We start from the raw sequence: 20845 nt of genomic DNA on the forward strand, positions 1-20845 counted from the left end.
TTCGCAAGAATATCGCCGCACAGTTGGCGGCTGAGGGGTTTTCTGAGCAGGTGGCTTTAGGGGGGGCTGGTCGGAGTTGACCACTACCGCCGGATGTCGCAGGCAACCCGTAAAGGTAGAGCATATGACGATTGCCTCCACTACGCGCGCCAGTGGGCTGAAGGACGGACGACTACAGCAGAGAGGAAAGTGCGCAAGAAAAAGCCGGGAAGAGAAGTGGCTCCGCCCGGCCTGTTCTGACTTTGCCTGCATATCTGCGGAATAACACTGCGAGGAATCATTCCATGAAAAACAATACCAATAAACATCCGAACGTTTCAAGCGTTAATGTTGAAAGACTGCCCGTTATTGCAGGCGTTGAAATCACTACGGATGCCGCTGGGCGATTTAACCTGAATGCTTTGCACCGCGCGAGCGGCGGAGATAATGGAAAGCGACCATCCCTTTGGTTGGTCAACAAACAGGCGCAGGACTTGATTGAAGAGCTAAGCAGGAATTCTTGCTTAGGTCAGGAAGTAATCAAAACGGTTAAAGGTGGCATCAATCCTGGCACTTTTGCCCACGAACTGCTGGCCATCGAGTACGCCGGGTGGATCTCACCGTCGTTTCGTTTGCAGGTTAACCAGACCTTTCTCGACTTCCGCACCGGCAAGCTGGTGCCAGTCAGCAGCAGTCTACCGGACTTCAATGACCCGGCCGCATCTGCCCGCGCATGGGCTGATGAGTACGAGGCCAAGACCAAGGCGATCACCTACGTCCACAGGCAGGCGCAGTACATTGAGCATCTTGAAAATCTCTTTCAACCGGGAATGTCCCCTTGCCAGTTCTGTAAGCAACTGAACGGTGTCAACGTCCAGCAGGTTAACGCATTTCTGGCTGATCACAGCTGGCTTTACGACGACCAGCCAAAGGCCAGACGTCCACTATGGCGGGTTCATCACTATGCGCGCGATCGGTACCTCAGCGAGCGTCCAGGGCAGGTGGAACAGGACGACGGTGAGATGCGTGACACCTTCAAACCAATCCTGCTGCGCAAAGGCGCGGTATGGATTTATCGACACTATCTCAAAGGCCACCTTCCGATGAAAAAGAATTGGAACGGTGGGTTTACCCATGACAAAGAATTGGCAGGTGCAGCATGAGCATGGAACTGATGGTCAAAGCAATGAAAGTTCAGGTCGGCAATCCACTGCGTAAGCTTGTTCTGCTTAAGCTAGCTGACAACGCCAGCGATCTGGGGGAGTGCTGGCCTTCGTACCAACATATTGCTGATCAGTGCGAGATCAGCAAGCGGTCGGTGATGAATCACATTGAGGCCCTTTGCGAATGTGGACTGGTAAAAAAGGAACTTCGTACTGGGCCAAAAGGTAATTCAAGCAACGTTTATCGCCTTGATTTTAGTAGTGCAGGAGATTCACCAGGGGGTAGTGCAAATCCTTCACTACATGGTGCAGGAAATTCACCAGGTAGTGCAGGAGATTCACCAGGGGGTAGTGCAGGAGCTGCACCCAGAATCAGTCACTCTTTTGAACCAGTCAAAGAATCAGTCAATGATCCTTTAAAACAAACTGGCGCATCCGCTAACGCTTCTGCACCGGCACGTTCCGCAAAGCAGGATTATTCACCTGAATTTGAAACAGCCTGGCAGGCATATCCAAAACGTGCTGGTGGCAATTCCAAGACAGCGGCCTGGAAAGCCTGGAAATCCCGCCTGAAAGACGGTGTTAAGCCTGAGGGCATGCTGGAAGGCGTCAAGCGCTACGCGGCATACTGCCGGACGACCGGTAATACAGGCACACAGTTCGTTAAGCAGGCTGCAACGTTCTTCGGTCCCGATCGCCACTTCGAAGAGTCCTGGCAGACTCCGTCCGCTCCTGGAGGTGGGCGTCGCAATGTGCTTCCGGTATCTGGCTTCAGTGAACAGGATTACGGACAAACAGACTGCAACTGGTGATAAGGGGAAACACAATGCTGAACATCAAACAACGCGAAGAAAGGGATTCACTGCTGGCGAAACGCGAAGGATTTCGCGAAGAACTGGCGTTCGCTGTAGAACATAAAAAACCGTGGCAGTGGGGAAGTTGGGAGTCAGGCGAAGTCCACACCGTAGTGTGCGAAAAACATGGCGACTATGAGCGCATGTCGCTCACTGGTAAAGCGTTTCGTGGTACCGAAAATGTTAAACATTCCCTGTGCCCGGGGTGCGTGCGCGATGAGCTGGCGGCAGTCGATGCCGGGCTGCGTGCGTTGCAGGTATCTGACCTGCTGGACAACGTCGGGATCGCCCGCCGATTTGAGGGCTGTGAGTTTAGTAATTATCAAGCGGTTAATCAGGGTGCCGCAAAAAACCTTGCAGCATGCCAGCGCTACGTCAACAGTTGGTCGGAGCGTCTTAACGCAGGAACGGGGCTGGTGATGACCGGGAACTGCGGGACAGGAAAGAACCATCTGGCGGTATCGATGGCAAAGAGCATTGTTCGTGAGTATCTGGCCAGTGTGAAAATCACCGATGTTATGCGCTTGACCCGGGCTGTGAAAAACACGTGGCGCCACGGTGCTGACAGTACCGAAGAAGACGTTATCGAGCGTTTCGCATCACTGGATCTGCTGATTATCGATGAGGTGGGCGTGCAATTCGGTAGTCCGACGGAAATGACCATCCTGCAGGAGGTTATCAATGCCCGTTACGAGAGCGTACTCCCGACCATCCTGATCAGCAACCTGACCTTTGAGCAACTGAAAGAGTCCATTGGTGAGCGCATCGTGGACAGGGTTACCGATGGTGGACGAAACCGCCTGGCGTTTGGCTGGGAAAGCTATCGCGCAATTGCTGCAGGGGTAACCGCATGATAACTCCGGTATGGAAAAATAATGATCTGGAAGGTGCGGTAATTGGCGCGATTTTTCTGCGCAATACCGACCCTGAGGTTCTGGGCATTCTTTCCCGTATGCCGGCGAGTGTATTTTCCGTCCGTCAGTACCGTGAAATTTATTCCGGCATTTGTCGTCAGGCTCGCGGGACCGGAGTGATAGATCCGCTGTTGCTGTGTGAGACCATGCCAGAACACAGCGCAACGATACTCGAGTCAAGCCGTATCGCATGGGCTAAATCAGCTCTGACGTATTACGTTTCCACACTGGAACGTAATGCTGCCGTTCGTGATGCCGAGGCTGTAATCGAGACAGCGTTGGCTGGCATTCGCAATGCTGCCAATGGTGAAAACGCAGTCGAAGCGTTGAAAGTCGCGCAGGAGGCCATCGCTTCAATTTCACTCACTCCTGATACCGTTCAACCTGTGCATATTGATGAAATCTTACCTGCAGTAATTGACCGGGTAGACGCAAGAAATCAGGGGCAGGAAGAGGCCAAACCTCTGATGACCGGCATTGAAGAACTGGACGAAAAAACCGGTGGCATTGAACCGACAGATCTGGTCTTCATCGCGGCTCGTCCGTCGATGGGGAAAACCGAACTAGCCCTGGATATTATCGATAAGGTATCAGAGCAGGGGCGTGGCGTACTGTTTTTCAGCATGGAGATGCCCAACATCCAGATTGGCGAGCGAATGGTATCTGCTGCTGGTGGTATGTCAGTGTCCAGGCTCAAAGCGGCCGCGAAGTTTGAAGATGAAGACTGGGCACGGTTATCTACAGGTATCGGGCATCTTACCGGGCGCAATATCTGGATGGTCGATGCTACAGATCTGACGCTTGAGCAGATCCAGCAAACGGCAACCAGTCATCAGATTGCTCATCCAGAAACCGCGCTGGTGGTTATCGATTATCTGTTACTCATTAAGATCCAGAGCACGGCACGCTATGACCTCGCGGTGGGTGAATTGTCGAAGGGGTTAAAGCGTCTCGCCAAAACAAACCGCACTCCCGTTCTGGCGCTGAGCCAGCTTTCGAGAGGCGTGGAATCCCGACCGAATAAGCGCCCAATGAATTCGGACCTGAAGAACTCCGGCGAAATTGAGGCGGATGCTGACATCATCATGATGCTCTATCGCGATGACGTGTATAACCCCGAATCACCGGCAAAAGGGATCGCGGAAATTAACATCACCAAACAGCGAAATGGTGTTCTTGGCACGGTATATCGGCGCTTCTACAACGGGCATTTCCTGCCGATCGACCAGGAAGAAGCAAAACGAAAATCAGCACCGATGCCTAAATCACAACCACGACGCTATTCAAAAGGTAATCAGACTGGCCATGCAGATTTTTAATATTACCCCAATGGGTAAGCCACGAATGACCCGGGCCGACAAATGGAAAACGCGACCAGCAGTTATGCGTTACCGGGCGTTCTGCGATGAGGTTAGGCTGAACAAGGTTGTTATGCCGGAAGCGGGTAGCCACATCACATTCGTTCTGCCAATGCCAAAAAGCTGGAGCCAGAAGAAACGCGCCACCATGAAAGGGCAGGCCCACCAGCATAAACCAGACGCCGACAACATGATCAAAGCGCTGATGGATGCCTTATTCGCTGATGATGCGCATATCTGGGACTTTCGCGTCACTAAGGTCTGGGGCGAAACCGGGCAGATTTTAATTTCTTCGATCGAGAGGGCCGCATAATGAAACTGGAAGCATCGCTAAAACATTTCAGCCCTCAGGGTATGCACATCAGCGACAGTGTGAAAGGAACTTCCCCGGATCGGATAACCGGCACTGATGTCATGGCGGCCATCGGCACGACCAGCAGCCGCGCACGGTTCGGACTGGCTGCTTTCTTCGGTAAGGCGGGGATCAGTAAGACGGATGAGCAACTGGCGGTTCAGGCGCTGGCGCGTCACGCGATGGACGTTGCACCGAAAAATGTGCGCAAAGCCGCTGGTGGTGAATTTGGCTGGAGCATGCTGGTACTGGCTCAGTTTGCCTTTGCTGATTACTCCCGTTCGGCGGCTACAAGCGTGACGTGTCACAACTGTGGTGGTACCGGACGAACAACTCGCGAGCAGGTTACCAGAAAGGTTTCGTACCCGTGGGGTAAGGCACCATACTGGGCTAGCCGTTCTCGTGCCGTTCGTCCGTCTGACTGGGAGCACTGGACAGAGGTAACAGAGGTTGTACCGGCAGTCTGCGATGTTTGCGAAGGCAAGGGAATTATCAGTGCTCGTTGCCGTTGCGGCGGTAAAGGGGAGGTGCTCGATCGCAGGGCCACGAAAGAGCATGGGGCGCCGGTGTTTAAAATCTGTGAGCGTTGTGGTGGTGAAGGGTATTTGAGAGTGTCTTCTGCGACCGTTCACCGCGCTATCCTCAAACGTCTACCGGACCTCCATCAGTCGTCGTGGTCCCGTAACTGGAAGCCGTTATATAAAATGCTGGTGGATGTACTGCACAAAGGAGAACGCCATGCAGCATCAGAATTCGAGAAGGCGACAAGTTATTAATACGATCGGAACAGATAGGGACGATTTTTTACACGTTAGCATTGACTTTGCATAAAATCGTCCTGTATGCTTCTAATCATGGATACATACATCCAAATGAAACTGATTATGAACCCTGCCAGTCGGCGGGGTTTTTGCTTTTCTGGAGGTCTACAATGCGAGACGAAAAGCAGCAACCCTATTTTTTTAACCCGGGCATGACGTCCGAGCAGCTTGAAGACTGGCTGGGGCAACAAAAACTTCATCTCACTCACTTCAACCGCCTGGTGAAAGAAAAAGCCGCTCTTGAAGAACGGCTCAGTGAGATTTCGGCAGAAATTGAACGGATGCCTACTGATTGTCTTGAAGGAAAACTGAGTTTTCCTTGGGATCCCAGTCCTCTTCTGAGAAATCATCAACCGGGTAGTGACTGACTGGCAGTTTTTGCGAGCGGAGAAATTCCGCAGCTTTTTCAGACATGTAATCAGGCTTTAACCTGTCTGAAATAATAAACAGACTGTCATTAAGAGACAGGCTTCTGATATCCTCCAGTTTCCACTTTGTGATTTGAAAAATCAGGTGATGAAGCGCCTTTTTGTTGTCCAGCAAGTAATAGTCAGATGACTGGCATTTTCTGTACTCAAAGAGGACGCATTCAAGAGTGAATATCTGGCCGATCCGATACCACACCTGGCTGGCCCGATAGCTGTTCGCTCCCGAAAGTGAAGAGACCGGGAAACTGTTACTATGACAAACCCTGGTCTTGATGATTTGGAAAAGGTCTGAGTAATTACTCATTTTTACCCCGTTTGATATTGTGGTTTTGGCGAATCAACAATATCAAACGGGGAAATGCGCCGCTAGTCAGCGGCAACCATTCACAGGCTGCGCATTTGCGTGGCCTTTTTCATTTTCAGGCTCACGGGAATCAATCACTACGTGCTTTGTTGATAAATCCAGCCCGTGAAGCCTGACCCTTTCAAACACAGCGCCATCCGAACTATCGGAGGTGAGGCCTATGAAAATGCCATACAAACAAGATTTCATCGCTGCGCTACTTGCCGCCAAGGAGCAGGGTATTGGTGCAATGCTGGCTTTTATCATGGCGTACCTGCGTGGTCGCTATAACGGCGGCGCGGTAACAAAAACGCTAATTGATGCGCTGATGTGCGCGATGATTGCCTGGTTTATTCGTGACCTGCTCGACTTCTCCGGATTGAGTAGCAACCTCGCATACATTGCCAGCGTCTTTATTGGATACATCGGCACCGATTCGATCGGCAATCTGATTAAAAAATTCGCAGCCAAAAAGGCGGGAGTTGACGATGCAAACCAGTCCTGACGGCATTGCGCTGATTAAAAAATTCGAAGGTTGCCGGCTGACCGCCTATCCAGATCCGGGAACAGGCGGCGCACCGTGGACGATTGGCTACGGCTGGACCTACCCGGTAGATGGCAAGCCAGTAAAGCCTGGAATGACTATCGACCAGACCACTGCTGATCGGCTGCTGAAAACGGGGCTGGTGAGTTATGAAAACGATGTGTTGAAACTGGTCAGAGTGAAACTGACACAAGGCCAGTTTGATGCGCTGGTATCGTTCGCTTACAACGTCGGCTCGCGTGCGCTATCAACATCCACGCTGTTGAAGAAGTTGAACGCTGGCGATATCAAAGGCGCTGCTGATGAGTTTCTGCGCTGGAATAAAGCTGGTGGAAAAGTTATGCCGGGGCTCACGAATCGCCGCAAGGCTGAGCGTGATGTGTTCCTGTCATGATGGGCATCCTGGAGAAATACTGGAAACTACTGGTGATGATGTTGCTGGTGCCCGCCGCATTCATTGCCGGAAATGTCTGGAGTGATCGGGGCTGGGAAAAGAAGTGGGCAGAACGTGACGGCGCAGAGGCTTCACAGACAGCAAACGCGCAGACTGCCGCCCGGATGATTGAACAAGGGCGCATTATTGCCCGGGATGAGGCTGTTAAAGATGCACAAGCGAATGCCGCCAAAGCTGCTGCCACTGCTGCTGGCCTGTCTGCCACTGTTAACCAGTTGCGCACCGAAGCAACAAAACTTGCCACCCGCCTGGACGCCGCAAAGTACACCGCAGATCTTGCCGCTGCCGTCAGAAGCAAAACAGCCAGCGCCGACGCCGGAATGCTCGCCGACATGCTCGGAGATATTGCAGCAGAAGCTAAACGTTATTCTGCAATCGCTGACGAACGCTACAACGCCGGAATGACGTGCGAGCGTATTTACGACTCGGTGAGAGAGTCAAACAACCAATCACAGGCCTCGCAATAGCGGGGCTTTTTATTGGGAATTATTAAATGAGTAGAAAATTACCTAATCCCCCGCCAAAGAATTTCGTAAGACCAAAGCCGCCACCGCCGCCTCCGGTAGTCGCCCGATAAACTAAGGGGAGGGATGATGCTCTATTACATCTGGAATGGCTTATTGATCATCATCGTCATAGGCTTGCCTGTTGTGTTGATGATCGCTTCAAACGGGGCGCAACCGACGTTTATGTCTTGTCGGGAAATGCGTGCACGGTACGGGACTCCCAAAAAGAAACCAGCGAGCCACTAAATAGCGGCTTTTTGTTACGCCTCGCACATGCGGGGCTTTTTTACGACGAGAAGAAGCAGGAGAAGAAACATGTTAACAGTAAAAGTGATGTCACCCGGTGGTGGAGAAGAAATCCATTGTGGGCTAAGTGTTGGCTTTAACCCTGTCCAGCAGAGTATTGCAGTCTCGGGAATGGACCAGAGCGTGTTCCTGAAGCTGGGTGACGTTGCCTATGTGATGAACGCTAATGGTAAGACCATTTCCTGTTACGAACACACAGTGCAGCAGTAATCATCACAGCAGGTATTCACTGAGTACCTGCGATAACGCATGATTCATGGAGGTTACTGATGAACAATGCTGTTGAAATTGGTGAAAAGGGCGTAACGGTTCACCTTGCTGGCGGTGGGCGTGTTGTCGTTGGTGCATGGGGTAACGACACCAGTGCGGCGGTAAATCCATTACCACCTCTAACACCAGATGAAGAAAAATATGGACGCGGTCTTTACCTTCTGCCCACTGGTTGGGAGGAGCTTAGTGCCGGTGAACACTGGCAAACCCACCTAAGCGATCCTTTGCGTCAGTTGTGGCCATCGTTCAACAGAGAACAGAAAATGGCTATAGCCTACACCATCAGTGAACTGTCTGATGAACTGACCAACATCGCATACGAACACTCCTGGTAGTAACACCGAAGCGCATCGCACGCGCAAAAACACTCAGAACCTTTCAGGATGACCCTTGAGGAACCGGCTGGCGTCGGAGCCTTCTGAGGGCTGGATCTCCTGTGCGACAAGGTTCATCACTAAAAGGTAACTCCGATGAATGATATTTCTATCGAATATCTGAAAGAAGCACTGGAATACACACCAGAGTCTGGTGTTATCCGTTGGAAGCAGCGCCCCAAAACTCACTTTAAGAACGATAATTCTTGGCGGGCGACCAATGCCAATTTTGCCGGAAAGATAGCAGGCGCACGTGATAATGATGGATATTTGCGCATCGGGATAGATGGTCGGTTATATAGATCTCATCGTGTCGCCTGGGCTTTATATTATGGCTATTGGCCTGAGCAAGAGATTGATCACATTTCAGGCGATAGGAGTGATAACCGCATACACAACTTGCGATCAGTAACTTCGGCAGCCAATAACAAGAATTTGCGCCTTTACTCCACAAATAAAACCGGTGTCCCCGGAGTAGGTTGGTATAAAGCACGAGGAAAGTGGAGAGCAAAGATAAACGTCTCTGGAAAGGTGAAGCATATTGGTTACTTCGATGATTTCCGTGAAGCGGTGAAAGCAAGAAAGGCTGCCGAGATGCAGTTGCAATATCACGAAAATCACGGGACCAGCGACAGACTCACTTTCTAAAAGGAAATAAATAATGATTAAAAAACCGTTAAGCCTAAAAGATGCAATGAGTAGCCTTCACATTGTCGAAACCGATGAAGGTATCGAACTGCAAAGCGCTGCGGGCACGGCAAAATATGATGCGTGGGGCGTACGTTGTAAAGTGAATGGCATCCCTGAGTACTTTCCCTCCTCTATCTCGGTAAACAATCGGCCGCCAGCTCCCGCGGACGACAAAACCCGCAACAGCCATGCATTCATCGCCAGTGGTGTTATCCACGCAGCGGCAATCGAAACACCTCAGCCGGTGACCAATATCTACAACATCAACCTTGGTGTCAGTCGCAATAAATCAGAAAAGGCAGACTTTAGCGACGATGGAATTGATATCCATGTAAATGTTGAAGACCTTCTGCGGAATGCTCTGGCTGCCCACGAAGAAATCGAGCGTCTGCGAAAGGCTATGAAGGACGCTGCTAGCGAAGGCGTACAGCAGGCTTTAGAGGCAGTAGAAAGAGATTTCAGATGTAACGGTAAACTCCGTCGCCTTCTCGGGATTTAAATAGCAGGAGGTTATATGCGTCTCACTGTATTAGATGGCGATCCAGGCAGGAAGATTAATCCCGGTGTTGAACGGTACACCGTCTATCTCGACGGCGTAGAGGTTAAGCACGTTTACACCGCAGACGATGAGAAGGGCGAAGTAATTGCTGCTGTTCACGATGAGCGTGGTTACGTGGTAACAGAAAACGGCGAAGTGAAGCGGCAAACGCTTTTCGGGAAAGTCATCATCAAACGTCAGTAGTTTTCCTCCTGGAGAAAATATGCAGGTCATTATTGATAATGTCCCGTATGCGCCTGTCTGCAATTCTTCTGCCCGTATCGGAATAGCAATCTCAACGCACAATCGTGCTGACGTTCTGAGCCGCGCCCTGACTCAGCACATGAAGTTTTTACCTGCTGGCGCGCTGGTGGTTGTTGTCGATGACGGATCAAAGCCTGCGGCCGTGGTTCCTGCTGGTGTGCAACTGGTTCGCCAGGAAACATCACTCGGCATTGTTGCATCGAAGAACGCCAGTCTGACCGCGCTGATGGATGCCGGATGCGAACACCTTTTCCTGTGGGACGATGACGCATGGCCGATTGCCGATGGCTGGCATCTTCCGTATATCGAATCACCAGAGCCGCACCTGGCTTACCAGTTTCTCGACCTTGCCGGGCCGCGCAAGCTTAACGATCTCGCTGTGCTTTATAGCGACGATAAGCATGTGGCGTACACGGGACAGCGTGGCGTGATGTTGTATTACCGCCGCAGCGCTATCGAGCGTGTCGGTGGCTTTGACTGGATTTACGGGCGCGGCATGTACGAACACAGCGACCTTGCCCTGCGCATCCATAACGCAGGCCTGACTACCTGGGCATATGCCGATGTAATCGGCTCAGATAAGTTGATTCATTCGCTCGATGAGCATGAAGCCGTAGACCGTTCGGTGCCAACGGCAGCCAGGAAAGCGCTGGTGGATCTCAACGTGAAGATCCACAACGAGCGGCGCGATACGGGGTATACCGGCTATGTCGAATACCGGCAGCAGCGCGACGTGGTAATCACAACGTTGCTTACCAGTCAGCCAGATCCGCAGCGCAGTAGCCGAATGCATCCTGACCCGGCGGCGCTGACCACCTGGGCTAAATCAATCCGGGGTGCCGATGCCGTAGTGCTGGCCGATCAACTAACCTCCGCTCCTGATGGCGCTCAACTGGTGACAGTTCCTCATGTCGCAATGAACGTCTATTTCCGGCGCTGGCTGCATATCTGGCAGCACCTTCGTAATCATCCTGAATACCGGTTCGTCTGGTGTACCGATGGTACTGATGTCGAAATGCTTTGCGCACCGTGGGAAGAGATGGAGGCCGGAAAACTCTACGTTGGCTCGGAGCCGAAAACCTACGCTGACGCATGGGCAAAGCAGAATCACCCAGAGAGTATCTATCAGGAGTTTATCGAACAGCACCGTAACGATGTGATGCTTAATGCCGGGCTGCTGGGCAGTACGCGCGCTGAAGTAATGGCGTTCGCTCATGGCATTATCCGTCTTTATTACCGGATCGAGAGTTATCGTTTCTGGAAGAAAGAACAGGCTGGCGCCGCAGTGGGTGACATGCTGGCATTCGGCATAGTGGCGAAGTCTTTCGGCGATCGGATAGTAACCGGTCCGCGTATCCACACCGTGTTCAAGTCTGATGGTGTCGGTAAGGAGTACGCCTTTTGGAAACACAAGTGAAGTTTGTTGTGGTTGGTCATCATTCCCGCCTTGCCTCAGCCGCATTACTGGCTGATGAACTTGGCTCACACCTGCTTATCGATGAAGGGAATCACGGTGCGAACTGGAATCATCGTCGTGCTATTGAATGGGCTGCTGAGCAACCTTGCCGGGTAGTGGTGCTGGAGGACGATGCCCTGCCAGTCCGTGGGTTTATGGATCAGGTTGCTGTCTGGCTGGCGAGGTTCCCGTGTCACATGCTGAGTTTTTACCTCGGTACTGGGCGGCCGCCACAATATCAGATGCAGATTGCTGAGCGGCTAATAGTGGCTGATAAGACTCGCGCTGATTACATCACGCTGTCGAGACTCATTCACGGCGTTTGCTACAGCGTCCCGCCTGAGCATGTGCAGCGCGTGCTATCCCGCTGGGATAACAGCAAGCCCGCCGATTACGCTGTGGGTGATGCATGGGGTGGCTCAGTGATCTATCCGTGTTACTCGCTGGTGGACCATGCAGATGGTGAACCGGTTGAACGTCACCCTGACTCAGCGCCACGCACAGAACGCCGCAGGGCGTGGAGGTTAGCCTGATGCCTGCGTTAATACCGAGAGCATGCCGCAAGCGTGGCTGCCCTGGCACAACCACTGACCGCTCAGGCTATTGTCCCCAGCACCTTAACGAAGGCTGGCAGCAGCATCAGCGAGGACAGAGCAGACATCAGCGAGGTTATGGCAGCAAATGGGACAGGCTGCGCCCAATCGTTCTCGACAGAGACAAACACCTTTGTCAGGAATGCCTGCGAAATGGAAGGTATACACCCGCTGAGACGGTGGACCACATAAAGCCGAAAGCTCACGGTGGCACTGACGATCTTTCTAATCTGGAATCAATTTGCCGCGGCTGCCATAAAGCTAAGACAGCACGCGAGCGCCTGAACAGAAATTAAGTAACGAGGTGAAGATGACTGAATCGAAACATGGTTCAGGGCTTCCGCACGCCCATGCTGCCTGCATTGTGGATGGATGCGAATTATCGGTACGATCCCGTAACAGCCACTACTGTGAAAAGCATTACATGCGCGTCCGGCGTCATGGAACGACAGAGAAGCTCAGCACAAGAAAGGATGGCAAGCTGGAGCACACTGGCGGATATCTGCTGGTGTATGCGCCCGATCATCCTTTGGCATGTGGGAGTCCTCGTGTTTACGAGCACCGGAAAGTCTATTACGACAAACATGGGGCTGGACCGTTCCGTTGTCACTGGTGTGCAAAAACCGTTGGCTGGGACACCCTTCACATCGACCACCTCGATGACTGTAAGACCAATAACGAGCCTGACAATCTTGTGCCAAGTTGCCCTGTGTGCAATCAGAAGCGAGGCGTAGACAAGATGAGAAAGACAATGCGAGAGAACTCCGACCGCAGATATACCGCTCACGGCAAGACGATGTGTCTTAACGAATGGGCGGATTACCTGGGTATTTCGAGAAACTCCATTGAGTATCGACTGAAGGCAGGTTGGGACATCAGTAAGGTGTTCAGCCCTCGCATTTGTAACAGTGGTCCCCCGAGCCGGAAACTGGCGAAAATCGTGCATGAGTCGGTTAAATGATATCTGCTCTCATTTGCGCGGTCTGGGGGAGGGCGGGTAAAAACCTCAGGGAAATCACCCTAAAGGACCGCCGCCTAACCTCTTTTCACATCGCCGCAGGTTAGAAAACTTTTTTATGGGGTCCCCAACTCGATGATTAATAGGAGTTTTCGATTATGTCTGGACCACCGAAAACCCCGACCCATCTACGTTTGGTGAGGGGTAACCCATCAAAACGCCCGATTAATGAAAACGAACCAAAGCCAGCCGCAGGGGTACCCCCAACGCCGAAGCATTTCGACAAGCAGGGGAAATACTGGTTTAAGCGGATGGCCGACGAGCTAGATGCGCTTGGCGTCATGTCGCAACTGGACGCGAGAGCACTTGAGCTTCTGGTTGAGGTTTACACCGAGTACCGGCATCACTGCGATACGCTGGAGAGAGAAGGCTACACCTACGCCGTTTATAGCGACGAAGAGCCAGACGAAGGCAAAGAGCGAGAGATTCGCATGATCAAGGCTCACCCGGCAGCTGTCATGAAAGCTGATGCCTGGAAACGTCTGCGCGCCATGCTTGGTGAGTTCGGCATGACTCCAGCCAGCCGATCGAAAGTGAATGCAAAAGGTCCTGAAGCGGTTGATCCGCTGGCCGAGTTTATGAAAGCGAGGGATTAATGGCTAAGGTTGCGGAAGGCATCCGCTACGCCGAGAGGGTAGTGGCGGGGGAAATTATTGCCTGTGAGTATGTGCGCCTTGCCTGTCAGCGTTTTCTTGACGATCTGGCACACGGCGAAGAGCGCGGTATTTTCTTCAGTGAACCGCGCGCGCAGCACATTCTGAATTTCTATAATTTTGTACCTCACGTAAAAGGCGCACTGGCAGGGCAGCCTATTGAGCTGATGGACTGGCACGTTTTCATCCTGATTAATATTTTTGGTTTCGTGATCCCGCTGGTTAACGAGGAAACGGGAGAAACCGTTTTGCGTAACGACGGCAGCGGTCGTCCAGTAATGGTTCGGCGCTTCCGTACAGCAGATGTTGAGGTGGCCCGTAAAAATGCCAAATCAACGCTTTGCTCCGGCGTGGGGCTTTATATGGCTGGTGCCGACGGCGAGGGCGGTGCGGAGGTTTATTCCGCTGCAACCACCCGTGACCAGGCACGCATTGTTTTTGAAGACGCGAAGAATATGGTCAAGAAGGCGAAAGCCACTCTTGGGCGGATCTTCGAATTCAACAAGCTCGCTATCTACCAGGAGCAAACGGCCTCCAAATTCGAGCCTTTATCATCAGATGCGAACAACCTCGACGGCCTGAACATCCACTGTGCCATCGTCGACGAGCTGCATGCTCACAAAACCCGTGACGTCTGGGACGTTCTGGAGACGGCAACCGGCGCACGTCTGCAATCGCTGCTTTTCGGTATCACCACCGCCGGTTTCAACAAAGAAGGCATCTGCTACGAATTGCGTGATTACGCCATCAAGGTGCTGCGTGGGCTGGTAAAAGACGATACGTTTTTTGCCATCATCTACACCTTAGATGAAGGTGACGATCCCTTTGATGAAAAAGTCTGGCAGAAGGCGAATCCGGGGCTGGGTATCTGTAAGCGCTGGGATGACCTGCGCCGCCTGGCTAAAAAGGCGAAAGAGCAGGTTTCGGCCAGAATTAACTTTTTCACCAAGCACATGAATATCTGGGTTACCGCTGAGTCAGCCTGGATGGACATGATGAAATGGGAGAAATGCGAGTTTATCGCCCCGCAGCACGAACTTAAAACCTATCCCTCCTGGGTGGGCGTTGACCTGTCAAACAAAATTGATATCTGTGCGGCCGCTAAAGTCTGGCGCGCGCCAGGTGGCCACGTCCATGCGGATTTTAAATTCTGGCTTCCGGAGGGACGCCTTGAGAAGTGTTCACGCCAGATGGCAGAGCTCTATCGTAAGTGGGCCGAGATGGACAAGCTGATCCTTACCGACGGAGATGTAATCGACCATGCTCAGATTAAGGAAGAGCTGCAGGTGTGGGTTGCTGGCGAGAGTCTGAAAGAAATTGGCTTCGACCCGTGGAGTGCGACGCAGTTCAGCCTTGCGCTGGCAGAAGAAGGGCTGCCGCTGGTGGAGGTACCGCAGACGGTTCGCAATTTCTCTGAGGCGATGAAAGAGGTCGAAGCACTGGTATACGGTGGCCGCTTCCATCACAGCGATCACCCGGTAATGAACTGGATGATGTCCAACGTAACCGTCAAACCTGACCGGAACGAGAACATTTTCCCGAACAAGTCCACACCAGAGGCCAAGATTGATGGTCCGGCGGCATTGTTCACAGCAATGAGCCGCGTTCTGGTTAACGGTGGTAACGACCAGCAGGATCTCTCCGGATTCTTCAATAATCCCATCATGGTAGGTTTCTGATGAAAAAAAACAAACAGCCAGGCAGGGTGAAAAGCGCTCTGCTTAACTGGCTCGGTGTGCCTATCAGCCTGACTACCGGCACGTTCTGGGAGGAATGGTTTGGCACCAGCAGCAGCGGGAAGGTGGTCACGGCCGATAAAGCCATCCAGCTATCGGCTGTGTGGGCATGCGTAAGACTGTTAAGCGAGTCTATATCAACCCTTCCGCTGAAAATATACGTTCGACAGCCTGACGGTTCGCGTAAAGCGGCAACTGATCATCCGGCCTATTCGATACTGTGCCGCCGACCCAATTCAGAAATGACACCATCACGCTTTATGTTGATGGTGGTCGCCAGTATTTGCCTGCGCGGGAACGCCTTCATTGAGAAGAAATTCATCGCAAACCGCCTGGTTTCGCTGGTGCCTTTACTGCCACAGAACATGGTGGTTAAACGTCTCACTACCGGGGCGCTGGAATACAAATACACTGAAAACGGAAACGAGCGCGTCATTCCGGTCAAAAACATCATGCACATTCGCGGGTTCGGTCTGGACGGTGTTTGCGGCATGATGCCGATGAAGACTGGCCGGGATGTGATCGGTTCAGCAATGGCGGTTGAAGAGTCCGCGGCGAAAATCTTCGAACAGGGCCTGCAGAGTTCAGGATTCCTCTCTTCTGATAAAGCTCTGGATGATACTCAACGTGAAAAACTTCGCGGTTACATGGCGGCGTTTACAGGTTCGAAAAACGCCGGGAAAATCATGGTTCTTGAGGGGGGGTTGAAGTACCAGGGCGTGACCATGAACCCGGAAGATGCTCAGATGCTCGAAAGCCGCGCATTTAGCATTGAGGAGATCTGCCGCTGGTTTCGCGTGCCGCCTTTCATGGTTGGTCATACCACGAAACAAAGCAGCTGGGCATCCAGCCTGGAAGGTATGAACCTGCAGTTTCTGACTCATACACTTCGACCGCTGCTGGTGAATATTGAGCAGGAAATTGGCCGGTGCTTACTCGACAGCGATGATGAAGTGTTTGCAGAATTCTCTGTTGAAGGTCTACTGCGAGCCGATAGTGCCGGTCGCGCGGCATACTATACAAGCGCGCTTCAAAATGGCTGGATGTCCCGTAATGACGTTCGTCGTCTTGAGAACATGCCGCCAATTGAAGGGGGCGATATTTACACCGTTCAGCTCAACCTGACGCAACTGAAAAATCTCGAAAGCAGCAACCCTGCCGTTCAGGCTCTGGCCCTGCGAGAGCTGCATAACCACGTATTCCCCGATATTTCCTTTGAACAATCTCCGCTGAAACAGGCCGCTTAGGAGCACTTTCCTGATGAGCAAAAAACAACTTCCGGTAGCACCGGCGGGTCGCCCCTGCGCGCGCGTTACCTGTGAAACATTACCGTCCGCACTGGACCGCTGGGACGGCGGGATCAAAGCGGCGGCCACCGACGATAACAGCATTTCTGTTTTCGATGTTATCGGGCAGGACTACTGGGGCGAAGGGGTAACAGCTAAACGTATTGCCGGTGCGCTTCGGGCGATGAACGGTGCCGACGTTACGGTGAATATCAACTCACCGGGCGGCGATATGTTCGAAGGTCTGGCTATTTATAACCTGCTCCGCGAATACGAAGGCCGTGTAACGGTGAAGGTGCTGGGCATTGCCGCCAGTGCTGCCTCGATAATTGCGATGGCCGGGGATGACATTCAGATTGGCCGCGGTGCCTTCCTGATGATCCACAACTGCTGGGTATACGCGATGGGAAACCGCCATGACTTTGCTGAACTGTCGCAGTCTCTGGAGCCCTTCGATACCGCTATGGCAGACATCTACGCGGCGCGTTCCGGCCTTGATATGGCAGCCGTTCAGAAACTGATGGACGGCGAAAGTTATATCGGTGGCAGTGATGCTGTGGCGAAGGGGCTGGCAGACAGCCTGCTTTCTGCTGATGCGGTCAGCGACGGGGATGAATCACCCGCGGCCGCGCTTCGCAAACTGGATGCGCTGCTGGCTAAAACCAATACCCCGCGCTCTGAGCGCAGAAAACTCATTAAAGCCTTATCCGGTGGCATGCCTGGCGCTGTCACCACCAACGACGGTACGCCGGGCGCTGCCGAAGACATCAAACCTGAAACCATCAATTCACTTGAAAGCGCCCTGGCGGCGTTAGTCAAATAAGGACCCTTTATGTCTGAAGTAAATGAAATTCTGAAAAAAGTCACTGCCAGCATTGAAGAGGCAACCGGTAAGTTTAATGCGAAGGCAGAAGACGCTCTGAAAGAGGCGCAAAAGTCCGGCAAGCTGTCAGAAGAAACAAAGGCAGCCGTTGATAAAATGGCTTCTGAGTTCAATGCCCTCCGTGAAGCCGAAAAAACGCTGAAAGCCGCCGTTGGTGAACTGGAGCAACACGTTGCGCAAATGCCGCTGGCTAACGCGAAACAGGTTGTTGAAACTGTCGGTCATCAGGTGATCTCTGCTGAGGCGCTGAAAACATTCGCTGCAAGCATTGATGGCGGTAAGCGCGTCAGCATTCCGGTAAAAGCCGCCACCATTTCTACTGACATTCCTGATGGTGTTGTGGAGCCGCAGCGCCTGCCTGGTATCGATGTGGCACCAAAACAGCGCCTGTTTATCCGCGATCTGATTGCACCGGGCCGTACTTCCTCACCGGCTATTTTCTGGGTGCAGCAGACGGGCTTCACCAACAATGCCTCGGTAGTTCCTGAAAATACCCAGAAGCCCTACAGCGACATTCAGTTCGCAACGAAGATCACGCCAGTGACCACCGTCGCGCATCTGTTTAAAGCATCCAAGCAGATCCTGGATGACTTCGCACAGCTGCAGTCCACCATTGATGCTGAAATGCGTTATGGACTGAAGTTCGTTGAAGAGCAGGAAATCCTCTTTGGTGACGGAACTGGTGCCCATCTTGACGGGATTGTCCCGCAGGCGTCTGCATTCAATCCGGCTTTCCAGGTTGAGCAGCAGAACGGGATTGACGATCTCCGTCTTGCAATGCTGCAGGCGCAGCTGGCGCGCTTCCCTGCATCAGGACATGTCATGCACTTTATTGACTGGGCGAAAATCGAACTGACCAAAGACAGCCTGGGTCGCTACATTCTGGCGAACCCGGCGGCGCTGACTGGTCCGACTCTGTGGGGTCTGCCAGTGGTTGCGACCGAGGCTGCTCAGTTCCTGGGTAAATTCCTGACAGGGGCATTTAATGCCGGTGCGCAAATCTTCGATCGTGAAGAAACGAATGTGGTTATTTCTACCGAAAACGCCGACGACTTCGAGAAAAACATGATCACCATTCGTTGCGAAGAACGTCTGGCACTGGCTGTTAAACGTCCTGAAGCATTTGTCTTTGGTGCTTTCTCTGGTGCTGGTAGCTGATAAATACTGCGGCCTTCGGGCCGCTTTTTTCGGGGCAAACAAATGCTTGATCAAAATGTGGTGAAACAGCATTGCCGCATTGATACCGACTTTACGGGTGATGATGCTCTGCTGGAGATTTACACAGGTGCAGCGGCCCGGTACGTCCAGACATGGACACGGCGAACGCTCTATGAAAAGGAAAACAGCCCTGGCTACGCTGACGATCCGGACCCGATACTGCTCAATGATGATGTTAAGGCAGCCATGCTACTGCTTATCGGTCACTGGTATGCAAACCGGGAATCCGTGTCCATCGGGCAAACCGTTGCAGAAGTTCCTTTCGCCGTTGAGGCATTGTTGCAACCTTACCGTATTTATGGGGTGTAAACATGTCCTGTTCAGGATGCGCGCAACGTCGCGAGTGGATAAAAAAGTGGGCGAGAATTGCTTATGAACGAGCAACTGGTAAACGAACTGATGGTGGCACTGCGGGAACAGACAGCAGCACAGAAAGAACAGACGGAAGCGATAAACCGTCTGGCTGAATCAAACGTAGCTTTATGCGACGTCATTATTCAGGCGATGGCTGATGAAGACAGAGTTGATATTACTACCGTTAACGATATCACTCCGCAGTATCTAAGCCAAAAAGCTCGGGGGTAACATGCAAGCTGGGAAATTACGGCATCGGGTAACGATACAGGAACCGGTAAAGATTCAGAATCCTGAAACCGGTTCGATCAATAACACCTGGCGGGATGTTGCGACTGTCTGGGCCGAAGTTTCCCCATTGTCAGCGCGTGAATTTATTGCTGCGCAGGCTTCTCAGGGTGAAATAACCACCCGTATTGTTATTCGCTACCGTGCCGGGGTTACCAGAAAACATCGCATCTTATTTCGTGGGGCTGTGTATAACATCCATGGTGTTCTACCCGATCCAAAAAGCGGACGTGAATACCTGACGCTTCCCTGTTCTGAGGGGGTTAATGATGGCTGATAGTGTTGAGGTAAGTCTTACCGGGCTTGAATCACTTCTTGGGAAAATGGAGGCCGTATCAGAAGTCACCCGTAATAAAGCCGGTCGGTTTGCATTGCGTAAGGCGGCAAACATTATAAGGGATCGGGCCAGAAGCAACGCGTCACGAGTTGATGATCCTCTGACTAAAGAAGCGATCCACAAAAATATCGTCGCCAGCTTCAGCAGCAAGCAATTCCGCAGGACAGGTGATCTGGCATTCCGTGTTGGGGTAATGGGCGGTGCCAGGCAGTATGCAAATACAAAGGCAAACGTCAGGAAAGGCAGAGCAGGTAGGACATACAAGACAGCAGGCGACAAAGGGAATCCTGGTGGCGACACCTGGTACTGGCGTTTTCTGGAATTCGGAACTGAACACGCCGCTGCAAAGCCTGTACTGCGACCTGCCATGAATGGCGTTGATAATGCGGTTATCAGTATTTTCGCTGAGGAAATGGAAAAGGCTATTGATCGTGCCGTTCGTCAGGCTACCAAAAAAGGAATAAAAGCATGATTGCGCCAGTTTTTGCCGTCTGCTCGGCGGACCTGAAAGTAAAGGAGTTGCTGGGCGATGATCCGGTGAGGCTTTATCCGTTTGGCATGCATGATGATGACCTGGTGTATCCATACGCGGTCTGGCAAAACATTGATGGTGAGCCAGAAAATTATCTGAAACAGAATCCTGATATTGACCGTTATTCAATCCAGGTGGATGTGTATGGGGACACCGACGAAGATGCTATTGCTGTGGCACGAGCGCTACGCGATGCCATTCAGAGTAAGGCCTACATAACCCGCTGGAACGCACAGGGTCGCGACCCATCAACCCTCAAATACCGCTATTCCTTTGACGTTGACTGGCTGGTCAACCGATAGCTCAAACCACTCACATCACACCGGCTAAAAG

The 20845-nt window shown here is 52.3% G+C and carries 29 protein-coding genes; 28 read left to right on the forward strand and 1 reads right to left on the reverse strand.

Annotation, left to right across the window (positions count from 1 at the left end; translation table 11 throughout):
• Positions 1–284 precede the first annotated feature (284 nt).
• The 7 genes from C2U53_RS19140 (at position 285) to C2U53_RS19170 (ending at position 5809) form a co-directional block, all read left to right on the forward strand.
• Positions 285–1142 carry a KilA-N domain-containing protein gene (locus C2U53_RS19140; protein WP_104446288.1) on the forward strand — a complete coding sequence of 286 codons (858 nt, stop codon included), beginning with the start codon at positions 285–287 and terminating at the stop codon, positions 1140–1142.
• A complete protein-coding gene (locus C2U53_RS19145; RefSeq protein ID WP_104446289.1) occupies positions 1139–1954 on the forward strand; it encodes a helix-turn-helix domain-containing protein in 816 nt (271 codons plus the stop codon). The genes C2U53_RS19140 and C2U53_RS19145 overlap by 4 nt, the downstream gene beginning before the upstream one ends.
• Positions 1955–1968: 14 nt before the next feature.
• Positions 1969–2850, forward strand: coding sequence for an ATP-binding protein (locus tag C2U53_RS19150; RefSeq protein ID WP_104446290.1), 882 nt, complete (start codon positions 1969–1971; stop codon positions 2848–2850).
• Entirely contained in the window at positions 2847–4229 is a 1383-nt protein-coding gene (locus C2U53_RS19155) for a replicative DNA helicase (protein WP_104446291.1), read from the forward strand. Before C2U53_RS19150 ends, C2U53_RS19155 begins: the two co-directional genes overlap by 4 nt.
• Complete coding sequence (locus tag C2U53_RS19160; RefSeq protein ID WP_099433526.1) at positions 4216–4581, forward strand: RusA family crossover junction endodeoxyribonuclease; 366 nt, start codon at positions 4216–4218, stop codon at positions 4579–4581. The genes C2U53_RS19155 and C2U53_RS19160 overlap by 14 nt, the downstream gene beginning before the upstream one ends.
• Positions 4581–5396, forward strand: coding sequence for an antitermination protein (locus tag C2U53_RS19165; RefSeq protein WP_099433525.1), 816 nt, complete (start codon positions 4581–4583; stop codon positions 5394–5396). Before C2U53_RS19160 ends, C2U53_RS19165 begins: the two co-directional genes overlap by 1 nt.
• A 155-nt stretch (positions 5397–5551) precedes the next feature.
• Positions 5552–5809, forward strand: coding sequence for a hypothetical protein (locus tag C2U53_RS19170; RefSeq protein WP_099433524.1), 258 nt, complete (start codon positions 5552–5554; stop codon positions 5807–5809).
• Here C2U53_RS19170 and C2U53_RS19175 read toward each other — a convergent pair.
• A complete protein-coding gene (locus tag C2U53_RS19175; protein WP_099433523.1) occupies positions 5727–6173 on the reverse strand; it encodes a hypothetical protein in 447 nt (148 codons plus the stop codon). The genes C2U53_RS19170 and C2U53_RS19175 overlap by 83 nt on opposite strands.
• A gap of 220 nt (positions 6174–6393) precedes the next feature.
• Here C2U53_RS19175 and C2U53_RS19180 point away from each other — a divergent pair, with 220 nt between their 5' ends.
• From C2U53_RS19180 to C2U53_RS19285, 21 genes are all read left to right on the forward strand, one after another.
• Complete coding sequence (locus C2U53_RS19180; RefSeq protein WP_058588188.1) at positions 6394–6717, forward strand: phage holin, lambda family; 324 nt, start codon at positions 6394–6396, stop codon at positions 6715–6717.
• Complete coding sequence (locus tag C2U53_RS19185) at positions 6701–7150, forward strand: lysozyme (protein WP_058588187.1); 450 nt, start codon at positions 6701–6703, stop codon at positions 7148–7150. Before C2U53_RS19180 ends, C2U53_RS19185 begins: the two co-directional genes overlap by 17 nt.
• A complete protein-coding gene (locus C2U53_RS19190) occupies positions 7147–7677 on the forward strand; it encodes a DUF2514 domain-containing protein (protein ID WP_104446292.1) in 531 nt (176 codons plus the stop codon). The genes C2U53_RS19185 and C2U53_RS19190 overlap by 4 nt, the downstream gene beginning before the upstream one ends.
• Positions 7678–8031: 354 nt before the next feature.
• On the forward strand, positions 8032–8232 hold the full coding sequence (locus C2U53_RS19195) for a hypothetical protein (protein ID WP_104446293.1): 201 nt from the start codon (positions 8032–8034) through the stop codon (positions 8230–8232).
• A gap of 59 nt (positions 8233–8291) precedes the next feature.
• Positions 8292–8627 carry a hypothetical protein gene (locus C2U53_RS19200; protein WP_104446294.1) on the forward strand — a complete coding sequence of 112 codons (336 nt, stop codon included), beginning with the start codon at positions 8292–8294 and terminating at the stop codon, positions 8625–8627.
• Positions 8628–8762: 135 nt separating this feature from the next.
• The gene (locus C2U53_RS19205; RefSeq protein ID WP_044257050.1) at positions 8763–9314 is read left to right on the forward strand and encodes an HNH endonuclease signature motif containing protein; all 552 of its coding nucleotides are present in this window, start codon (positions 8763–8765) and stop codon (positions 9312–9314) included.
• A 13-nt stretch (positions 9315–9327) separates the two neighbouring features.
• Positions 9328–9855 (forward strand): hypothetical protein, encoded by a 528-nt coding sequence (locus tag C2U53_RS19210; RefSeq protein ID WP_104446295.1) that lies wholly within the window; start codon positions 9328–9330, stop codon positions 9853–9855.
• A gap of 15 nt (positions 9856–9870) precedes the next feature.
• Positions 9871–10098: a hypothetical protein gene (locus tag C2U53_RS19215; RefSeq protein ID WP_104446296.1), complete on the forward strand. Its 228-nt coding sequence runs from the start codon at positions 9871–9873 to the stop codon at positions 10096–10098.
• 19 nt (positions 10099–10117) lie between these two features.
• On the forward strand, positions 10118–11575 hold the full coding sequence (locus tag C2U53_RS19220) for a glycosyltransferase family 2 protein (RefSeq protein WP_104446297.1): 1458 nt from the start codon (positions 10118–10120) through the stop codon (positions 11573–11575).
• Positions 11560–12147, forward strand: a complete 588-nt coding sequence (locus C2U53_RS19225; RefSeq protein WP_104446298.1) for a hypothetical protein — start codon at positions 11560–11562, stop codon at positions 12145–12147. Before C2U53_RS19220 ends, C2U53_RS19225 begins: the two co-directional genes overlap by 16 nt.
• Positions 12147–12503: an HNH endonuclease gene (locus tag C2U53_RS19230; protein ID WP_045338895.1), complete on the forward strand. Its 357-nt coding sequence runs from the start codon at positions 12147–12149 to the stop codon at positions 12501–12503. Before C2U53_RS19225 ends, C2U53_RS19230 begins: the two co-directional genes overlap by 1 nt.
• Before the next feature lie 820 nt (positions 12504–13323).
• Positions 13324–13821, forward strand: coding sequence for a phage terminase small subunit P27 family (locus tag C2U53_RS19240; RefSeq protein WP_104446300.1), 498 nt, complete (start codon positions 13324–13326; stop codon positions 13819–13821).
• The gene (locus C2U53_RS19245; protein WP_042889604.1) at positions 13821–15557 is read left to right on the forward strand and encodes a terminase large subunit; all 1737 of its coding nucleotides are present in this window, start codon (positions 13821–13823) and stop codon (positions 15555–15557) included. Before C2U53_RS19240 ends, C2U53_RS19245 begins: the two co-directional genes overlap by 1 nt.
• Positions 15557–16861, forward strand: coding sequence for a phage portal protein (locus C2U53_RS19250; protein WP_104446301.1), 1305 nt, complete (start codon positions 15557–15559; stop codon positions 16859–16861). Before C2U53_RS19245 ends, C2U53_RS19250 begins: the two co-directional genes overlap by 1 nt.
• A gap of 13 nt (positions 16862–16874) precedes the next feature.
• On the forward strand, positions 16875–17723 hold the full coding sequence (locus tag C2U53_RS19255; protein WP_104446302.1) for a head maturation protease, ClpP-related: 849 nt from the start codon (positions 16875–16877) through the stop codon (positions 17721–17723).
• 9 nt (positions 17724–17732) lie between these two features.
• Positions 17733–18941, forward strand: a complete 1209-nt coding sequence (locus tag C2U53_RS19260; protein ID WP_104446303.1) for a phage major capsid protein — start codon at positions 17733–17735, stop codon at positions 18939–18941.
• A gap of 42 nt (positions 18942–18983) precedes the next feature.
• Positions 18984–19310, forward strand: coding sequence for a head-tail connector protein (locus tag C2U53_RS19265; protein WP_104446304.1), 327 nt, complete (start codon positions 18984–18986; stop codon positions 19308–19310).
• Positions 19311–19373: 63 nt separating this feature from the next.
• Entirely contained in the window at positions 19374–19586 is a 213-nt protein-coding gene (locus tag C2U53_RS19270; RefSeq protein WP_104446305.1) for a hypothetical protein, read from the forward strand.
• 1 nt (position 19587) lies between these two features.
• The gene (locus tag C2U53_RS19275; RefSeq protein ID WP_104446306.1) at positions 19588–19920 is read left to right on the forward strand and encodes a phage head closure protein; all 333 of its coding nucleotides are present in this window, start codon (positions 19588–19590) and stop codon (positions 19918–19920) included.
• Positions 19913–20452, forward strand: coding sequence for an HK97-gp10 family putative phage morphogenesis protein (locus C2U53_RS19280; RefSeq protein WP_104446307.1), 540 nt, complete (start codon positions 19913–19915; stop codon positions 20450–20452). Before C2U53_RS19275 ends, C2U53_RS19280 begins: the two co-directional genes overlap by 8 nt.
• The gene (locus C2U53_RS19285; protein ID WP_104446308.1) at positions 20449–20814 is read left to right on the forward strand and encodes a DUF3168 domain-containing protein; all 366 of its coding nucleotides are present in this window, start codon (positions 20449–20451) and stop codon (positions 20812–20814) included. The genes C2U53_RS19280 and C2U53_RS19285 overlap by 4 nt, the downstream gene beginning before the upstream one ends.
• Positions 20815–20845 lie beyond the last annotated feature (31 nt).

The organism is Citrobacter sp. CFNIH10, from assembly GCF_002934585.1.
Taxonomy (GTDB): Bacteria; Pseudomonadota; Gammaproteobacteria; order Enterobacterales; family Enterobacteriaceae; genus Citrobacter_A; species Citrobacter_A amalonaticus.